The organism is Leuconostoc lactis KCTC 3528 = DSM 20202, from assembly GCF_014651235.1.
GTDB classification, from domain to species: Bacteria; Bacillota; Bacilli; order Lactobacillales; family Lactobacillaceae; genus Leuconostoc; species Leuconostoc lactis.
This window is the reverse complement of record NZ_BMWM01000018.1, coordinates 16,179-32,101: the sequence shown is the minus strand read 5'-3', so window position 1 is coordinate 32,101 and position 15,923 is coordinate 16,179. Positions and strand designations below refer to the sequence as shown.

The window sequence follows — 15,923 nt, the reverse complement described above, 5'->3', positions numbered from 1 at the left end:
TAACACCATTAAAGACCTTGATGGGTTTTTCTGTCCACTTAAATGTTCAACTTAAATTTTACAATCTGCCTCTTGCAAAAAATACTTTCCTGATTTCAAACCATTTTCAACGTCAATTCTGTATTTATCTAACTTAATTAGTTCTTCATAGAAATAATCCCGATGCTCAACATCTCGTCCTTTTCTACCAAATCCTCTTCTAAAAAGATCATTATTTATAAAATACTCTTTGCCATCAATAGTTACAGTTTTTGTTTGTACAATTTTTTTCTGTTTTATATCAATTTCACTCACATTTTTAGCATAAATATGAATGTAATCATGAGCTTTTACAAAACTCTTTGCCATTCCGCCGCCTTTGGCCCGTTGATGAATTATTGAAGCTGCAAAATTATCTTCTCCAAATATCTCATCCATTAACAACTTCAAATTTGCTTGTTCATTATCATCAATTGACACGAAGATTACGCCAGTATTAGATAACAAATTCCGCGCCAACTTCAACCGTGGATACATCATTGATAACCAATCAGAATGATAGCGCCCAGATGATTTATCATTTTTTACGAGACGATTACCATCATCATCAATATTTCCTTCTGCAACGTCGGCTTCTTTTTGAGTTTGTTTGAAGTTATCATGATAGACAAAGTCTTTCCCCGTGTTGTAGGGCGGATCAATGTAAATCACATCAATTTTATTAAGATACGATTCTTGAAGTAGTTTTAGTGCTTCTAAATTATCACCAGTAATAAATAAATTCTCGGAATCATTAAAAGTATTCAACTTTTCAGTATACTGATCATCAGTATAGCCATAGCTTTCTTCTGGCTGTGGATGCAATGTCTTAGTACTTGGCGTTGCAGCTTCAAAGTATGCTTTAGCTTTACCATTCCAAGTAAAGTCATAACGCTCTTTTTGATCTTCGGCTCGAGCAAATAAATCTCGTAGCTCCTCAATAAGTGACTCATCAACACGTCGTGTCTTCACGTCTGATAAGTCTACTTTTTCCGGTTTTGCTGTCATCTTATTCTCCTAATTCGCTAAGTTGTTGTTCTAATGCATAACGTTGTCGTGCTAATGCTTGTTTTTTATTCAACTGCTTTTCACGTTTAATACTATTGTTTAGTGACTGAATTTGTGCCCGTAACAACTGCGCTTGCTCATACTGATTGATTTGCTCAGTTAATGTGTGCGTACTAACTGGTAAGTTGAGAATTTGTCGTATAAAGTGCTCCCGAACAGCGTCCAAATCGAGCCCTTGAATCGTTAACTGTTCTTGAAATACGCGCCCGTATAGCTTATCCTGATATATCATCCCAATCCAGTTATCGTTAACAATAAATAAGATACAATGTGGTATCTTTTCCTGAATTTTTATAAGCACTGTCTGATCAAATTCTGGCATATCAACGGCAAATATCTCTAATTCTAATAAATGCGGTGTAGATATGTTAAGTGTGTTGGCGGCAAGTTTTGCCACCCACCGTATACGATTAATTTTAGTGGCATCAGTGAATTTAAATCGATCTTTTGGAACGATACGATTGACCAATGTTGTTGGTGGTAACGCAATGATCATGCCTACTCTCCCCTCACAACAAGAAAATCAATCAACTCAAAATCATCAAGACCATGCACATCATTTTCAAGCGCAGTTGTTGGCCCGTCCAAGAACAAACTATCCACATCTTTTTCTGTTTTCATGTCCACCATTGAATTAATAGCTTGATTCAATAGATTAGAATAATGTGACATATCACGACCATCTTGTGTTTCTTGATTAAATGATTGCGTCAATTGTTTGATTGGTGTTCCCTTATCTTTTGTCAAAAAACGCATATCATCTAGTATTTGCTTGGGATTAAAGTGATTTGATACAATTTTCACCATTATCAGCAATATAGACAAAATAAAATGGATGTAAACGATTTTGTCTATCAATATTCATCGCATTATTTCGGTTTTTTAGAATAAAGATAACACCTGATGGATGCTGTTCATCGGCATGTGTTACTGCATGAATTCCTAGTGGCTTGGCGTCATAATCGCCGTATTTTTCACGCAATTGCTGTAAATCTAGTTGAAATTCATTTAATCCCAAATCAAGAATATTCATACCACTAGACATTTCCTCAAGATCTAGTACTTCATTTTGTAACGTTTGCAGCTGCTTTTTTCGATAGACCATATCAGGATCGGAATTATCAAGTGTATCTTCTCCTGTTGAAGAAATTGCAACCAACTTGGCACGATTTTCAACACGTGCTTTGAGGTTGATATATTCGTCCAACGTAATATCCGGCCAAAAATTCACCATTTGGATTTTTGTATTACTTGATCCGATACGATCTATTCGACCAAATCGTTGAATGATTCTCACAGGGTTCCAATGAATATCATAGTTAATCAAATAATCGGCATCTTGTAAATTTTGTCCTTCAGATATCACATCTGTGGCAATCACGATATCTAATTCACCAACTAAACCAAGCGCATCTCGATGTTTAGATTTGGGACTGAAAAGTGTCAATAACTCATTGAAATCATTGTTACCTTCAGGAATGTTTGAGGCAGTTCGCGTCCCTGAAATCAGCCCGGTATAGGTCTGATTTTCTTTTAATAGTACATCTTGTAAATTATCGTAAAGATAATCCGCAGTATCAGCGAATGCTGTAAAAATCAGAACTTTCTTGTTACCCGGATTAATTGGGTGATGAGTCTTATCTTGAATAAGTGCTTTAAGTTCTGCTAATTTTAAATCATCTGCCGGTGTTATGGTTTCAACGACATCTAACATTTCTATAAAGACTTCTTTATCGGCAAGTAGTTGTTGACGCCATGAAATATAATCCATATCAGCAATATCGATTTTCAAGTCTTTTCCAACCGTAAATTCATCATCTTCTGACTCATTGGCCGTATCCACAATTTGTTCAGATTTATATTGCTCAAATTGTGCGATAGCTGCTAACTTCTGATTGATATTCTCTAGAATACGTTGACTTGTTAATTTAAAGGCATAGATTGAACTTTCAGCACGTTTCAACAAGTTAGTAATCATTAACTGATTACGCCCTTTTTCACGGTTTGCCCAACTGCCTGCATTCGGACGACTATCATCAATATATTTCGAGAGCTTTGAGGGATAGACATACTTCAGTGGATTATAGACTTCCAAATTCATTCGGTCGATATAGGCAAATAAGTCATTGTAAGTCACATTTAAATTGGTTAGTCTTGGACTTGAATTTTGCTTTTTGTCTAATCCAATCTGCCGCCTCTTTTGCAATTGCTTTTTGAGATAATTCATTTCGCAACTGAATTTCAAAATCATCCCCATAAATCTTCTGCTCTTGGTTCAATCGCGGAATAAAAAATTCACGTTTCTCTTTGGGTGCCTTCTCTTTAGTGAAGAGATCACTTGTAAATAAAAACTGCAATTCATCGATTTTAGATAATTCATTTTTTAATGCTTCGTATGCATATATGGAAAAAGAAGCCGCCGCAATTCTTAGCTTATTACCTTTGTGTAATTCACTTTTTAAATCATCCACTAAACGTTTTGTTTTATTGTCAAAATTTTTCATAATTCATTCCATCATTCATTCCATCATTTAATATGTGTTAGAAAGGTGCTCTCAATTATTAGTACTAGAAAGACATACATAGTAGAATTTAACCGTTTAAATCCCAATTAAATTCTGACAATCAATCCTACCTTACTCCCCTAAAAGCGCATCAAACTTCGCTTTCATGGTTGGATTGTTTTTCGTTAATTTCTTAACGCTGACATCTTCCAGTTTATCGTTCGCCAAGCGCAATTGGTTTTCTGAAGTGGTGAGGGCTTTTTTGACTGCCTCCATCCGAGCAATTGACTTATCAATTTCTTCAATCGCTTTCTTAAAGTTATTTGAGGCACTTTGATAATTTTTACCGAAAGCCTGCTTGAAGTTTGTCAGATCACTTTCAAAATGCGTGATATCAATGTTTTGTTCACGGACTTGCGCGAGTTCCTGCTTGTACGCCACCGTGTTCAGGGCAGCATTACGCAACACCCCGATGAACTGAATAAAGAATTGCGGGCGAATGACATACATTTTCTCATAGTTTGGCACTTGTACAATACCGGTATTGTATAAGTCACTATCCGCTTCCAGCATTGATACCAATACGGCATACTCGGTATTCTTTTCGCGGCGATCTTTATCTAATTCCTTGAAAAAGTCAGCGTTCTTATGCTTGGTTGCTGTCGTATCGGCTTCGTTTTTCATATCAAACATAATGCTGATAAATTCCACCCCATCTTGGTAATCACGGAAAATAAAGTCCCCCTTTGAATTGGTTTCCGATAACGTATTATCCTTTTCAAAATAGGCATTAGGAAAAGCATAAGACCGAATCTTGTTAAACTCGGTCATCGCGTATTGTTCCAAACTTTCGCCAATTTCTTTGGTCGATTGCCGTGCCTTAAAGTCCTTATAGAATTCAATTTGTTCTTGGGCGACTTTTAACTGCGCTTCAAACTGGTTCTGCACGTTCGTTAGTTCTAACTGTTGTTTTTGTTCTTTCAATTCCAACTGCGACGTCAATTCCGCCAGTCTTTTATCCCGCGTTGCCAATTCGGCTTGCACGGCTGCATCCTTTTTAACCAATGCCGTTTCCAATTCAGCTTGCCCTTGTTGCTTGGCAGCGTCAAATTTCGCTTCTAATTGCGCGATTTCTGCGTCTTTTTTAGCTAAGGTGTCTTGGATAGCCAACTCCTTTTGCACGAGCTGAGACTGCAATTCTGCAGCGTTCTGCTGCATTAAATTGTCTAACTTCGTTTCTAAGGCGACAATTTGTTGCGCCTTCTCGTTTAACTCGGCTTGCATAGTCTGTTTTTGCGCTTGCAAGTGATTTTCCAGCTCAGCGGCAGCTTGCTTTTCTTGTTGTTTAAGCCATTCTGCGCGTGCTTGCGCTAATTTATCTTCTAAAATATCAGCAATCTTCCCGTTGACAATACTCGTATCAATATTTTGTTCATCCGTGAGATCAATGACATCCCCAGCATGGGCGTCTTGATCAAGGACGAGTTCGGTTTGCGATGCAATATGGAATTTAACTTTTGTCATGATGATCTACCTCTATCAAATGCCCACCTCAAACGATGAGCTACTGCTTTCATTATAGCAAACCTACTGCGCGTTCCCGTATCAGTTCGGTCACTAACAATAAAAAAAAGCACCTGATAACTCAGATGCTTTGCTTAATCTCATTTTTGATGCCGTTTCCGGTAGAAATAGAGTGGTAGGCCGACTAATGTGGCTAGCACACCGCTCATGGCCAATTGGAACTGCGTCAACAATGTCATGACAATAATGAATACCCCACCCAAAATGGCAATAATTGGAATGACAGGGTAAAGCGGCACACGGTATGGTCGTGGCAAATCTGGCTCATCGCGACGGAGTTTAATCACCGCCACTAAGACTAGCGTGTAGAAAATCCAGATGACAAAGATTAACATATCTGTGAGCATGTCAAAGCCGCCGACAAACATTAAAGCAATCGACACGATCAATTCAAAGATCCCCGCCACATACGGAATCTTAAAGCGGTTTAATTTGAGCAATTGATTTGAAAATGGCAAACTGTTTTCCAAGGCCATCGCATAAGGCAAACGCATACCGGTCATCGTGAAGCCGTTCAACGTCCCATAAATTGAAATCAAAATACCGATGGTAATTAACTTCCCACCAAAGCCACCAAAAATGACTTGGGCCGCATCCATTGCCGTGTTTTCGTTGCCTTGAATATCTTGGAATGGCAAGGCATGCAAGAACGCATAGTTCACAAGCAAATAGATAATCATAATCCCAAACAAACCACCCGCAATCGCCCGTGGCAAGTCGCGTGAAGGATGCTTCATTTCACCGGCAATGTTACCAACGTGAATCCAACCATCATAGGCATACATCGTGGCCAACAAACCACCACCCAAAGCAGCGGCCCAACCGCCAACTTCATGTCCTGGTGTTACTGGGAACAACGACACATCGACGCCCCCTGGTTGCAACAACCCAAAGATAATAATCAAGGCCAATGGAATAAGCTTACAGAACAAAGTCACCGCTTGGAACTGTCCGGCCACCTTTGAACCAAGCATGTTAATTAGCGCAACTGAGACCAGTGCGGCAACGCCTGAAGGAATAATCGCGCCCGCGCCCAAGTGCAGTAGATTGGCGACTTGTGTTCCAAAGATGACCCCTTTAGCCGCAATACTTGCCGGGAAATAAATAATGATTTGCGCCCAACCGAGCAAATAACTCGCCAACTTACCGTATGCGCGCTCGATATAAACAAGCATCCCACCGGTCTGTGGCAAAGCCGCTGCCAATTCAGCGCCAGTCAAACCAGCCGCTAAACTAATCAAGCCACCAAGCAACCAGACAAATAACGACATGCTGGTTGAACCTGTAGCTGATGCCACACTTGAGGCTTTGTAAAATACGCCGGCGCCAATCACTGTGCCCATCACAGTCGAGATTGCCGGTATTAATGTCATGGTGCGATTAAGTTTTTGATCCGTCGCCATGTTTATTCCCCTGTTTCACTCTAAAAATAGCATTACATCTTTCAATCATACCAGTTTAAAAATGACAAACCCATAACATTTTTAAATATTTAAACGTTTTTAAACAACCCAACAGCTCGTGACCACTGCCATAGTTTGACAACCGCCCCACCAATTGATAAGGTAAAGACAATAGGTTGATGACAGGCTACGGTCTGCGTCAACACCGCATCGTTAGCAAAGTTTGGACGTCTAGCTCATGACGTCCACTTTTTTATACAGATGCTAGGACGACATCAGAAAAGGTGGTTTATGACAAGCATTCAAAAACGTGCACTTTATTTACTCGTGGGCTCGCAATTACTGACTATGTTAGGAATCGGACTGGTCATCCCAGTTGAACCTTATATTAAAACAGAGATGGACCTCACGGCAATGGATATGGGGATTATGTCGGCCTTGTTTGCTGCTGTGCAATTTATCGCCTCACCCATTATTGGGCGGTTATCTGATAAGTTTGCCCGCATCCCCATCATTGCGGCTGGGCTGTTACTTTTTGCCATCTCGGAAGCTGTTTTTGCCATCGGTATCGGGCAATCACTCTGGTATCTAAATTTTGCCCGTGTGCTCGGTGGTTTAGCCGCCGCCTTATCGATGCCATCCATTACCGCGTTAGCCGCTGATATGACCACTCTAAAAAATCGCGCCCGCGTGATCGGCTGGTTATCCGCTTCTTTTAGTGGCGGAATTATTTTGGGGCCTGGCATTGGTGGTGTGTTAGCCAATATCGACCTCACCTTCCCCTTTTATGGATCTGCTGTTATGGGCTTGATTGCCTTTATTGTCTTCATCTGCTTCATGCCAGCTGAATCACAACTACGCTTACACCAAGATCCAACAAAGCCCGAGGCTGAGCTCGCAACGCCAGCGCCTAACTTTTGGTCAGTGGCCTTAGTGATGTTGCTCCTGATGATCTTGGTAGCTTCCTTTGGCCTGGCAGCCTTTGATAATATGTTCTCACTTTATTTCCATGATGTCCGTGGTTTTGATTTAGCGGAAATTGCTTGGTTCCTAATTGTAAACGGTGTCATGTCTTTGATCTTCCAAGTGGTCTTCTTTGATGCGTTAGTCCGCCATCTCGGTGAATTACGCGTGATTCGATTAAGCTTCATTGCCGGCTTTGTCGCCATTATTTGGATTTTATTTGCCCAAAGCAAATGGGAAGTCTTTATCGCTACCTTAATTGTCTTTGTCGGCTTTGACGTCTTACGGCCTGCCATTACCACACTGCTCTCTCACGTTAACGAAGCACAACAAGGCTTAATTAACGGCCTTAATATGTCTCTGACGAGTATCGGTAACATTGTCGGCCCGATTCTAGGTGGTGCCTTGCTTGATATCGATGGTAGTTTACCGTATGCCTTTGTGGCCGTTATTTTAGCCATTTCCAGCGTGTTAACCTTAACCGTTCGCTTTAAACCTAAAACCGTCTAACCAGTTGATAAACAACTGGTTTTTTTGCGACAAAAAAAGCATGATCACTTGGATAACAGTGATCATGCTTTGACGGGATGCCGACGAGAGGATTCGAACCTCCGACCCCAGGTTTACGATACCCGTGCTCTACCAACTGAGCTACATCGGCAAGTCGATAACTTTAAGTTATCGGATACTCCGACTGCCGGGCTCGAACCGGCGACAACCTGATTAACAGTCAGGTGCTCTACCAACTGAGCTAAGTCGGAATAATTGCTTAACACAACTATTTAATTATGCCAGCTTTGCCATATTTTGTCAACACTTTTTGACGAAAAAATGCGCTAAAAAATGACACAAAAAAAGCAAACCATTTAAGGTTTGCTTCTCATAAAACTCCGACTGCCGGGCTCGAACCGGCGACAACCTGATTAACAGTCAGGTGCTCTACCAACTGAGCTAAGTCGGAATAATTGCTTAACACAACTTAATTATTATATCTAATAATCCATCGTTATGTCAAGCCTTTTTATCATTTAAATTGAAAATATTTTAACGCATTGTTGGGAACAACAAAACATCACGAATCGTGTCAGAGTCTGTTAGCAACATCACCAAACGATCAATTCCGATACCCAAACCACCTGTTGGTGGCATACCGTATTCCAAAGCTTCGATGAAATCTTCATCAATGTTTTCAGCTTCATCGTTACCATTTTCGCGTTCGGCCACTTGGGCTTCAAAACGGGCACGTTGGTCGATTGGATCGTTCAATTCTGTAAAGGCGTTACCATATTCGCTACCCATAATGAATAATTCAAAACGGTCCGTAAAGCGTGGGTCTTCTGCATTACGCTTAGCCAATGGTGACACTTCAACTGGGTGACCATAGACAAATGTTGGTTGTACCAACGTGTCTTCAACGAATTCTTCAAAGAACGCGTTGATAATGTGGCCAACACCCCAATACTTTTCGTACTTCACGTGATGTTCATCGGCCAACTTTTGAGCGTCTTCAACAGACATGTCTTGCCAGAAATCAACCCCTGTTTGTTCCTTAATTAAGTCAACCATGTGCTTACGGGCAAACTTTGAGCCAAGATCAATTTCTGTCCCTTGGTAAGTAACCTTCAAGTCATCGGAAACAACAGCGGCCGCTGCCTTGAAAATGCCTTCCGTTTCATCCATCACATCGGTAAAATCCATGTACGCCGCGTAAGTTTCCATTGTTGTAAACTCAGGGTTGTGCTTAGGATCCATCCCTTCGTTACGGAAGATACGACCAATTTCATACACACGTTCATAACCACCAACAACCAAACGCTTCAAGTACAGTTCTGTGGCAATCCGCATGTACATATCAATATTAAGCGCGTTGTGGTGCGTGATAAATGGTCGTGCCGCAGCACCACCAGCTTCAGTTTGCAAAATTGGTGTTTCCACTTCCATGAAGTCTTGTGAATCCATGTAAGCGCGAATAGCTGAAATAATCTTTGACCGCAATTGGAACTTCTTGAATGAGTCTTCATTGGCAATCAAATCCAAATAGCGCTTGCGGTAACGTGTTTCCACATCGGCAATACCATGGAACTTATCTGGCATTGGGCGCAAAGCCTTCGTCAAATGTGTCAATTCAGTCACCAAAACCGTTAATTCACCGGCTTCAGTCTTCATCATAATCCCCTTAACACCAAGGAAATCACCAAGATCTGCCCGCTTAATGATTGGGTAGTTATCACCCAAATCGTCACGCTTAGCATAAATTTGAATCTTACCAGAAACATCACGCAAGTCAGCAAAGATGATCTTACCAGCGCCACGCTTAGCAATCATCCGACCAGCAATCACAACTTCATGTGGTTCAGCTTCTAATTCTTCTAATGTACTGTTATCGTACAAGTCATGCAATTCTTGCGCCTTTGCTGTGCGTTCGAATCGCTTACCAAATGGATCCAAATGTAAATCGTCAACAAGCGTTGCCAACTTCTGGCGACGGGCCAACATTTGATCGTTGAGGGCTTTTTCTTCTGCCATATTTTTAGAGTGCTCAAATTGAGCACGTTTCCTCCATTATATTCTGGCGATACTTACCAGTTGTCCAAGTTTTCACTAACATTAACTATACCAAAAATTAGAGACAACCTCAAAGGTTAGTCACGATTATTCTGGTTGATTTCAGCGACAATCTCACGCAATTCATCAGCTGTGAAGAAGTAACGCTTACCTGAGAACTTCCCCACAATTTCCGCGCCGCCATCTTCATCAATCATGGCTTGGACTTCTTCAGCTGGCAACGTTGTCAACATCTCACGATAGGCTGCCTTCGTTGGTTCTGCTGCCAGACCAACCCCAGCGACTTGCAAAACGTCAACTTCGCCTTTGCCAAAAATTTCTTCTAACATTTCAAGCGGCGTGTAGCCTTCAACCAACATTTCAGTCAACGGCTTCATGACCTTGAGCGCCGCTTCTAATTCATTAATCGCCTCATCAGTTGCATCAGGCAAAGCTTGTACAAGGAAGCCACCAGCAGCCCCGACCGTGTCGTCTTGGTTCATATAAACCGAAACGCCGACAACGGAAGGAATTTGTTCTGATTGTGCCAAATAGTACGTGAAGTCATCCCCAATTTCACCGGAAACCAGCTGACTTTGGCCAATGTAAGGATTGGCGTAAGGCGCAAACTTAGTGATTTGCAAGAAGCCATTTGTGCCAACTGCTTTGGCCACATCGAGTTGTCCCGCATCATCAAAGATAGGTTCAAGTTGTGGATTCGTCACATATCCCCGCACACTCCCCTTTGCGTCAGCTTCGACCACCACATTACCGATTGGCCCGCGACCATTAATTTGAATGGCTAATCGTTCTTCACCCTTCAACATTGATTGTGCCGTCAACGTTGTGGCCAACAGGCTACGGCCTAATACAACGGATGCTAAGCGACTTGTATCATGGATTTCGGCCGCTTCACGCACCATATTTGTGCCGTTTAAAGCATAAGCACGGAAAAACTTATTCTTGGTCACTGTTTTAATGAATTGATCTGACATGTTATACCCTCTATATTTACTGTGAACGTCGTCACACCCTAGTTAAAAACTGATTTCAAATAAAAAAGTTGACGTAACCGTCAACCTCTATTTTACTTATTTTAATCGCGCTTGTCATCTATTGGCGCATCATCTAAAGTTTCCGCTTCTGATTCATCATCAGGTTTTGGTTCTTCATGATGTTCATAGCGTGCTTCAGCCTCTGAATCCTTCGCATTGGCAGCTGCCTTTGCTTCTTCAAATGACTTTGCTGTCGCAACTTCGTCATCATCTTGCACATCTTTACGGGTAAAGTGCCCTGTTTCATAGATGTCCTTGATTTGACGTTCGTCCAACGTTTCGACTTCAAGCAAAGCTTCGGCAATCGCCACCAGCTTATCCTTATGTTCAGCAATCACTGAGGTTGCATCATCATAAGCTTCTTGCGCCAAACGACGAACTTCTTCGTCAATCAAACGTGCTGTTTCTTCAGAATAAGCATGGTTACCAGCTTGTTCAGTATAACCAACACTGGCATTACCTTCTAGTTGCACCATGCCGACCTTCGTTGACATCCCAAGGGCTGTGACCATTTGGCGTGACAAGTTAGTCGCTTGTTGGAAATCGTTTGATGCGCCTGAGCTGGCTTCATTAAACATAAACATTTCCGCAGCACGGCCACCCATCAAACCAGCCAATTGTTCCTTGGCTTCTGAGTAACGCAAGTTGTAGCGGTCGTTCTTTGGCGTCATCAATGCATAACCACCAATACGACCACGTGGGACAATGGTTACCTTACGCACAACTGATGCTTCAGAACGTACCAACCCAACCAAGGCGTGTCCGGCTTCGTGGTAAGCCGTTGTCCGACGCTCTTGTTCAGACATGCCACGGTTTGTCTTTGCTGGCCCTTGGAAAATACGATCTTCAGCTTCATCAATATCCGCTGCATCAATTTCTTTCTTGTTACGACGGGCGGCCAACAAGGCAGCTTCGTTTAACAAGTTTTCCAAATCGGCACCAACGTAACCTGGTGTCTGTTGCGCAATCGCTTTCAAATCAACGTTCTTAGCCAAAGGCTTGTTGCGCGCATGAACATTCAAGATCGCTTCACGTCCCTTAACGTCAGGGGCACCAACCAAAATCTTACGGTCAAAACGGCCTGAACGGAGCAAAGCTGGATCCAACACGTCTGAACGGTTCGTTGAAGCCAAAATGATGACACCTTCTGACCCTTCAAAGCCGTCCATTTCAATCAAAATTTGGTTCAATGTTTGTTCACGTTCATCGTTTCCGCCACCCATACCGGTACCACGACGACCAACCGCATCAATTTCATCAATGAAAATGATTGCTGGTGCAGCCTTCTTGGCGTTTTCAAACAAATCACGGACACGAGAAGCCCCAACACCGACGAACATTTCGACGAAGTCAGAACCAGACATTGAGAAGAACGGTACACTGGCTTCACCAGCAACCGCCTTGGCAAGCAATGTCTTACCTGTTCCCGGAGGGCCTTCAAGCAAAACACCCTTTGGAATGCGAGCACCTAAGCTCACAAACTTCTTAGGTGACTTCAAGAATTCAACCACTTCAACCAATTCTTGCTTTTCTTCTTCGGCACCCGCCACGTCAGAGAAGCGTACTTTGTTATCCTTAGGGTCAGATGGCTTGGCTTTTGACTTACCAAAGCTCATCATGCCACCTTGGCCACCCTTACCACCAGCTTGGCTCATCATCATGTAGAAGACACCAATGATCAGCAAGACTGGCAAGAATGACACGAGTAAGTTCAACCAGAAGCCAGATGATTCTTGTTGTTTCGCAACTAATTCTGTCTTAGTGTCAGCTGCAGCACGAGAAACGGTTTGTAATGACGCATCATTTGGCAACAAAGTTGACGTAAACTTTGTTGCCTTTTGTGACTGCTGCAAAATATTCAAGCCCTTGTCAGCGGTCACTTCTTGCGGCTTACGGTATTCCCCAGTAATGTTGTAAATACCATTACCTTGCTGCACTGTAATTGATTTAAGTTCCTTATCGTTCAGCGCCTTTATAAATTCACTTGACGTTAATGTCTTAGATGTTGACTTATCGTTTCCGAACAAGCCATAAATCATCCCAACAACTGCAAGGAAAATAAAAATGTAGAAAATCGAACTTTTTAAGAAACCATCTTTTGGATTATTTTTCATTAATTTTCCCCAATTTCTAGAAGTTAGTCAGAATAGACTTCTTTTTTCAAGATACCAACGTACGGCAAATTGCGGTACATTTCTTTGTAATCCAATCCATACCCAACAACGAATTCGTTACGGACGTCAAACCCAATATAATCCGCATCAATTTCAACTTTGCGGCCACCCTTTTTATCAAGCAAGGTCGCAACTTTGATTGAACGCGCACCACGGTCAGCCAGCAACTCTTTCATAAAGAGCAATGATTGGCCAGTATCCACGATGTCTTCTAAAATAATGACGTCACGGTTGGCCACATCAGAACGAATATCCGTCACTAATGTGATTTCATCTGTGCTGGCAACACCGCCATGGTAACTTGAGACGTTAATAAATTCTAAATCAACGTATAAGTCAACTTCGCGTAACAAATCAGCTGTCCAAAGGTATGCCCCCTTTAAAACTGATAGTACCACTGGCTTTTCGCCAGCATAATCTTGTGTAATTTGCTTGCCTAGACGTACTGCAGCATCATGAATGCTTGCTTGGTCAAACAAAATTTCTTGTATATCGTTATCCACTATTTTTCCTCAATTCGCCATGCTAGCCAATTTGGCATTGCATCTTGTTTGATGGCAAAATCTTCGCTAACGCGCCAACGTTGGCGAATCTTCACCGCAATAACCTCATTTTCAGGGGTCGCCAAGACTAGCATGTCTTGCCGTTCAGCAGGTGATAATTTCTCGTCAATCGCTAGTCGTCGCAACCTTTTGTGCCCATGTATGAGAGCAAGTTTATCACTAGTTCTCACTGGGCGCAAGTCCAAATGTGTCGTGGGTTGCTTTAAGGTAAATGCAACACTGAATGCGGTTTCATTTGGGGACTTATTCGTCCATCGAAGGGCGCCATCAGTGAATTTTTGCCATTGATTTAATTTTAACATAGTTGGCGGCAAAACTTGCACCGGATTTGCCGTTTCTATTATGTTTTCTAACTGTAATTGTTGATAAGATTTCACAATTTGCGTTTGCTGCGACAAACGCACAGTGCCCGTTGGTTTTTTGTCGTTATGCAACAATTTGACGACTTGCGCCAGCTGCGCTTGTTTAATCCGGTAAATGCCCTGTTGTTGCAAAAAAACGGTGAGTGTCGGTACGAGCCAACGTGACGGAACAGCCGGCCAATTCGAGGTGAGTAACGGCACATAATCGGCAGCCGTTTGGGTAATCAAATCAGATTGCGCCTGAATTTGTGCCGCCATCGCATTAATATGTGTCACAGCCTGTGGATTAATCTGTTGCAAGGCCGGCATGACCACGTGGCGTAACCGATTGCGCGCGGTATAATCGGGATCATCATTGGTCTGATCATGACGCCACGTTAACCCATGCGCCTGTGCATAACTCATTAACGTTTGCTTTGTTATCCCCAGAAAAGGCCGGCGGATTTTAGCCCGACTAGTGGCCATCCCCGCCAGTTGCGTCACTTGACCACCACGCACTAACTTTAACAAGACCGTTTCGGCTTGATCGTTGGCATGATGTGCGACAGCAATGGTCTGCGTTTGGTATTTGGCAGCCAATGCCTCAAAAAATCGATAACGCAGTGCGCGCGCCTGCGCTTCAACACCCGTTGTTGGAATATCATCCCATTCACATAGCTCAAATTGCGCCTGATATTGTTGTGCCAATTTTGCCACAAAAGCCGCATCCCCGTCACTTTCAGCACGCAAATGATAATTGACATGCGCGACAACGAGTTGGGCTGTGGGTAAGTGCTGGCGCAAAGCGTGCAGCAAAACGACAGAATCGACGCCACCAGACACGGCGACAATAACGGTCGGTTCCCAAGTTTGCGCTTGTAATTGTTGTTGGATTTTTTCAATCATGATAGAAAAAGCACCCTTAAGGTGCTTGTTAGTTATGGTCTGACGGTAGATTATAAACAATCTCACCTGATTTCGTATAGCCATACTTATCTCGCAAAATCTGTTGTAGATAAGTTGGATCGTTTAAACGTTTCTGATCAGCTTTTAATTCGCTGTTCGCTTTTTTAACCGCAATTAACCGTGATTGCGTAGTCGTCAACGTTGCGTTGGCAGCGTGTAGCTTAACTTGACTAATCAATAATTGTACCGCAAAAATTGTCGCAAAAATGGCGCCAAAGAACAGGATTCTTTTTTCACGGTTAGCGTGCGCCTTTTGATAATGACGCTTCGCCTGCATGTTAGCTGGTTCAGAATTCCGAATAATTTGTTGTATTTCTGGATGAACACGCTGCTTATTCAATTGTCTTCTGTTGTAAGTCGACATGAATTTCACCTAATGATATTTTGTCACGTTCTTAGGATTTTTTCAATATTCTTTAAACTTACTTAAAAATTAAGCGTGCTTTTAAGCGTTTGCGTCGTCGCTATCCGTACGAAAATCTTGGGCGAATGTTTCACTCACAATTTCATACATATCAGCGGCTTCGTCTTTTTTGGTTGTTTCAACAATTTTTAAGACCTTAACCGTCAACGTTTTATTGCCAAAACGGATTTCCAATTCGTCATTAGTTGACACATCAGATGATGACTTGGCCACTTTACCATTAATTGAAATACGGCCTTGGTCTGAAATTTCTTTTGCTACCGTCCGACGCTTAATAAGTCGTGACACTTTTAAATATTTATCTAATCGCATAATG

General features: G+C 42.2%; 14 protein-coding genes, 3 tRNA genes and 1 pseudogene. 1 reads left to right on the top strand and 17 read right to left on the bottom strand.

Annotated elements, in window-relative coordinates:
- Positions 1-279: 279 nt before the first annotated feature.
- The 7 genes and pseudogenes from IE039_RS05965 to IE039_RS05945 all read right to left on the bottom strand — a co-directional run.
- Positions 280-1,026: pseudogene (locus IE039_RS05965) on the bottom strand (site-specific DNA-methyltransferase); the annotation flags it as partial.
- Position 1,027: 1 nt separating this feature from the next.
- Complete coding sequence (locus IE039_RS05960; RefSeq protein ID WP_010005772.1) at positions 1,028-1,582, bottom strand: DUF4391 domain-containing protein; 555 nt, start codon at positions 1,580-1,582, stop codon at positions 1,028-1,030.
- 2 nt (positions 1,583-1,584) lie between these two features.
- Positions 1,585-1,842, bottom strand: coding sequence for a hypothetical protein (locus IE039_RS08390; protein WP_229782842.1), 258 nt, complete (start codon positions 1,840-1,842; stop codon positions 1,585-1,587).
- Positions 1,843-1,864: 22 nt separating this feature from the next.
- Entirely contained in the window at positions 1,865-3,187 is a 1,323-nt protein-coding gene (locus IE039_RS05955; protein WP_229782841.1) for a helicase-related protein, read from the bottom strand.
- Between the two features lie 22 nt (positions 3,188-3,209).
- Positions 3,210-3,590, bottom strand: a complete 381-nt coding sequence (locus IE039_RS08385; RefSeq protein WP_019040616.1) for a phospholipase D-like domain-containing protein — start codon at positions 3,588-3,590, stop codon at positions 3,210-3,212.
- A gap of 132 nt (positions 3,591-3,722) precedes the next feature.
- Positions 3,723-5,114, bottom strand: coding sequence for a DUF2130 domain-containing protein (locus IE039_RS05950; RefSeq protein ID WP_189428893.1), 1,392 nt, complete (start codon positions 5,112-5,114; stop codon positions 3,723-3,725).
- Between the two features lie 140 nt (positions 5,115-5,254).
- On the bottom strand, positions 5,255-6,577 hold the full coding sequence (locus IE039_RS05945) for an APC family permease (protein ID WP_010004296.1): 1,323 nt from the start codon (positions 6,575-6,577) through the stop codon (positions 5,255-5,257).
- Positions 6,578-6,868: 291 nt separating this feature from the next.
- Here IE039_RS05945 and IE039_RS05940 point away from each other — a divergent pair, with 291 nt between their 5' ends.
- On the top strand, positions 6,869-8,050 hold the full coding sequence (locus IE039_RS05940; RefSeq protein ID WP_189428892.1) for an MFS transporter: 1,182 nt from the start codon (positions 6,869-6,871) through the stop codon (positions 8,048-8,050).
- Positions 8,051-8,128: 78 nt separating this feature from the next.
- On the opposite strand, the gene IE039_RS05935 is transcribed toward IE039_RS05940, so the two are convergent.
- The 10 genes from IE039_RS05935 to IE039_RS05890 form a co-directional block, all read right to left on the bottom strand.
- Positions 8,129-8,201 (bottom strand) — tRNA-Thr (locus IE039_RS05935).
- A gap of 27 nt (positions 8,202-8,228) precedes the next feature.
- A tRNA-Asn gene (locus IE039_RS05930) sits at positions 8,229-8,301 on the bottom strand.
- A gap of 127 nt (positions 8,302-8,428) precedes the next feature.
- Positions 8,429-8,501, bottom strand: a tRNA-Asn gene (locus IE039_RS05925).
- 83 nt (positions 8,502-8,584) lie between these two features.
- Positions 8,585-10,066, bottom strand: coding sequence for a lysine--tRNA ligase (gene lysS, locus IE039_RS05920; protein WP_029509554.1), 1,482 nt, complete (start codon positions 10,064-10,066; stop codon positions 8,585-8,587).
- Positions 10,067-10,182: 116 nt separating this feature from the next.
- On the bottom strand, positions 10,183-11,079 hold the full coding sequence (hslO, locus tag IE039_RS05915; protein ID WP_010003864.1) for an Hsp33 family molecular chaperone HslO: 897 nt from the start codon (positions 11,077-11,079) through the stop codon (positions 10,183-10,185).
- A gap of 101 nt (positions 11,080-11,180) precedes the next feature.
- A complete protein-coding gene (gene ftsH / locus IE039_RS05910) occupies positions 11,181-13,253 on the bottom strand; it encodes an ATP-dependent zinc metalloprotease FtsH (RefSeq protein ID WP_010003863.1) in 2,073 nt (690 codons plus the stop codon).
- A gap of 23 nt (positions 13,254-13,276) precedes the next feature.
- Positions 13,277-13,816 carry a hypoxanthine phosphoribosyltransferase gene (gene hpt, locus IE039_RS05905; RefSeq protein WP_010003862.1) on the bottom strand — a complete coding sequence of 180 codons (540 nt, stop codon included), beginning with the start codon at positions 13,814-13,816 and terminating at the stop codon, positions 13,277-13,279.
- Positions 13,816-15,123, bottom strand: a complete 1,308-nt coding sequence (tilS, locus tag IE039_RS05900; RefSeq protein ID WP_189428891.1) for a tRNA lysidine(34) synthetase TilS — start codon at positions 15,121-15,123, stop codon at positions 13,816-13,818. Before tilS ends, hpt begins: the two co-directional genes overlap by 1 nt.
- A 28-nt stretch (positions 15,124-15,151) precedes the next feature.
- Positions 15,152-15,547 carry an FtsB family cell division protein gene (locus IE039_RS05895; protein ID WP_029509550.1) on the bottom strand — a complete coding sequence of 132 codons (396 nt, stop codon included), beginning with the start codon at positions 15,545-15,547 and terminating at the stop codon, positions 15,152-15,154.
- 81 nt (positions 15,548-15,628) lie between these two features.
- Positions 15,629-15,919 (bottom strand): RNA-binding S4 domain-containing protein, encoded by a 291-nt coding sequence (locus tag IE039_RS05890; RefSeq protein WP_019041443.1) that lies wholly within the window; start codon positions 15,917-15,919, stop codon positions 15,629-15,631.
- Positions 15,920-15,923 lie beyond the last annotated feature (4 nt).

Bases quoted from the DNA above. Each gene is read 5' to 3' on its own strand.
- IE039_RS05960 (WP_010005772.1), bottom strand. From the start codon at position 1,582: ATGATCATTGCGTTACCACCAACAACATTGGTCAATCGTATCGTTCCA.
- IE039_RS08390 (WP_229782842.1), bottom strand. From the start codon at position 1,842: ATGCGTTTTTTGACAAAAGATAAGGGAACACCAATCAAACAATTGACG.
- IE039_RS05955 (WP_229782841.1), bottom strand. From the start codon at position 3,187: ATGAATTTGGAAGTCTATAATCCACTGAAGTATGTCTATCCCTCAAAG.
- IE039_RS08385 (WP_019040616.1), bottom strand. From the start codon at position 3,590: ATGAAAAATTTTGACAATAAAACAAAACGTTTAGTGGATGATTTAAAA.
- IE039_RS05950 (WP_189428893.1), bottom strand. From the start codon at position 5,114: ATGACAAAAGTTAAATTCCATATTGCATCGCAAACCGAACTCGTCCTT.
- IE039_RS05945 (WP_010004296.1), bottom strand. From the start codon at position 6,577: ATGGCGACGGATCAAAAACTTAATCGCACCATGACATTAATACCGGCA.
- IE039_RS05940 (WP_189428892.1), top strand. From the start codon at position 6,869: ATGACAAGCATTCAAAAACGTGCACTTTATTTACTCGTGGGCTCGCAA.
- lysS (WP_029509554.1), bottom strand. From the start codon at position 10,066: ATGGCAGAAGAAAAAGCCCTCAACGATCAAATGTTGGCCCGTCGCCAG.
- hslO (WP_010003864.1), bottom strand. From the start codon at position 11,079: ATGTCAGATCAATTCATTAAAACAGTGACCAAGAATAAGTTTTTCCGT.
- ftsH (WP_010003863.1), bottom strand. From the start codon at position 13,253: ATGAAAAATAATCCAAAAGATGGTTTCTTAAAAAGTTCGATTTTCTAC.
- tilS (WP_189428891.1), bottom strand. From the start codon at position 15,123: ATGATTGAAAAAATCCAACAACAATTACAAGCGCAAACTTGGGAACCG.
- IE039_RS05895 (WP_029509550.1), bottom strand. From the start codon at position 15,547: ATGTCGACTTACAACAGAAGACAATTGAATAAGCAGCGTGTTCATCCA.
- IE039_RS05890 (WP_019041443.1), bottom strand. From the start codon at position 15,919: ATGCGATTAGATAAATATTTAAAAGTGTCACGACTTATTAAGCGTCGG.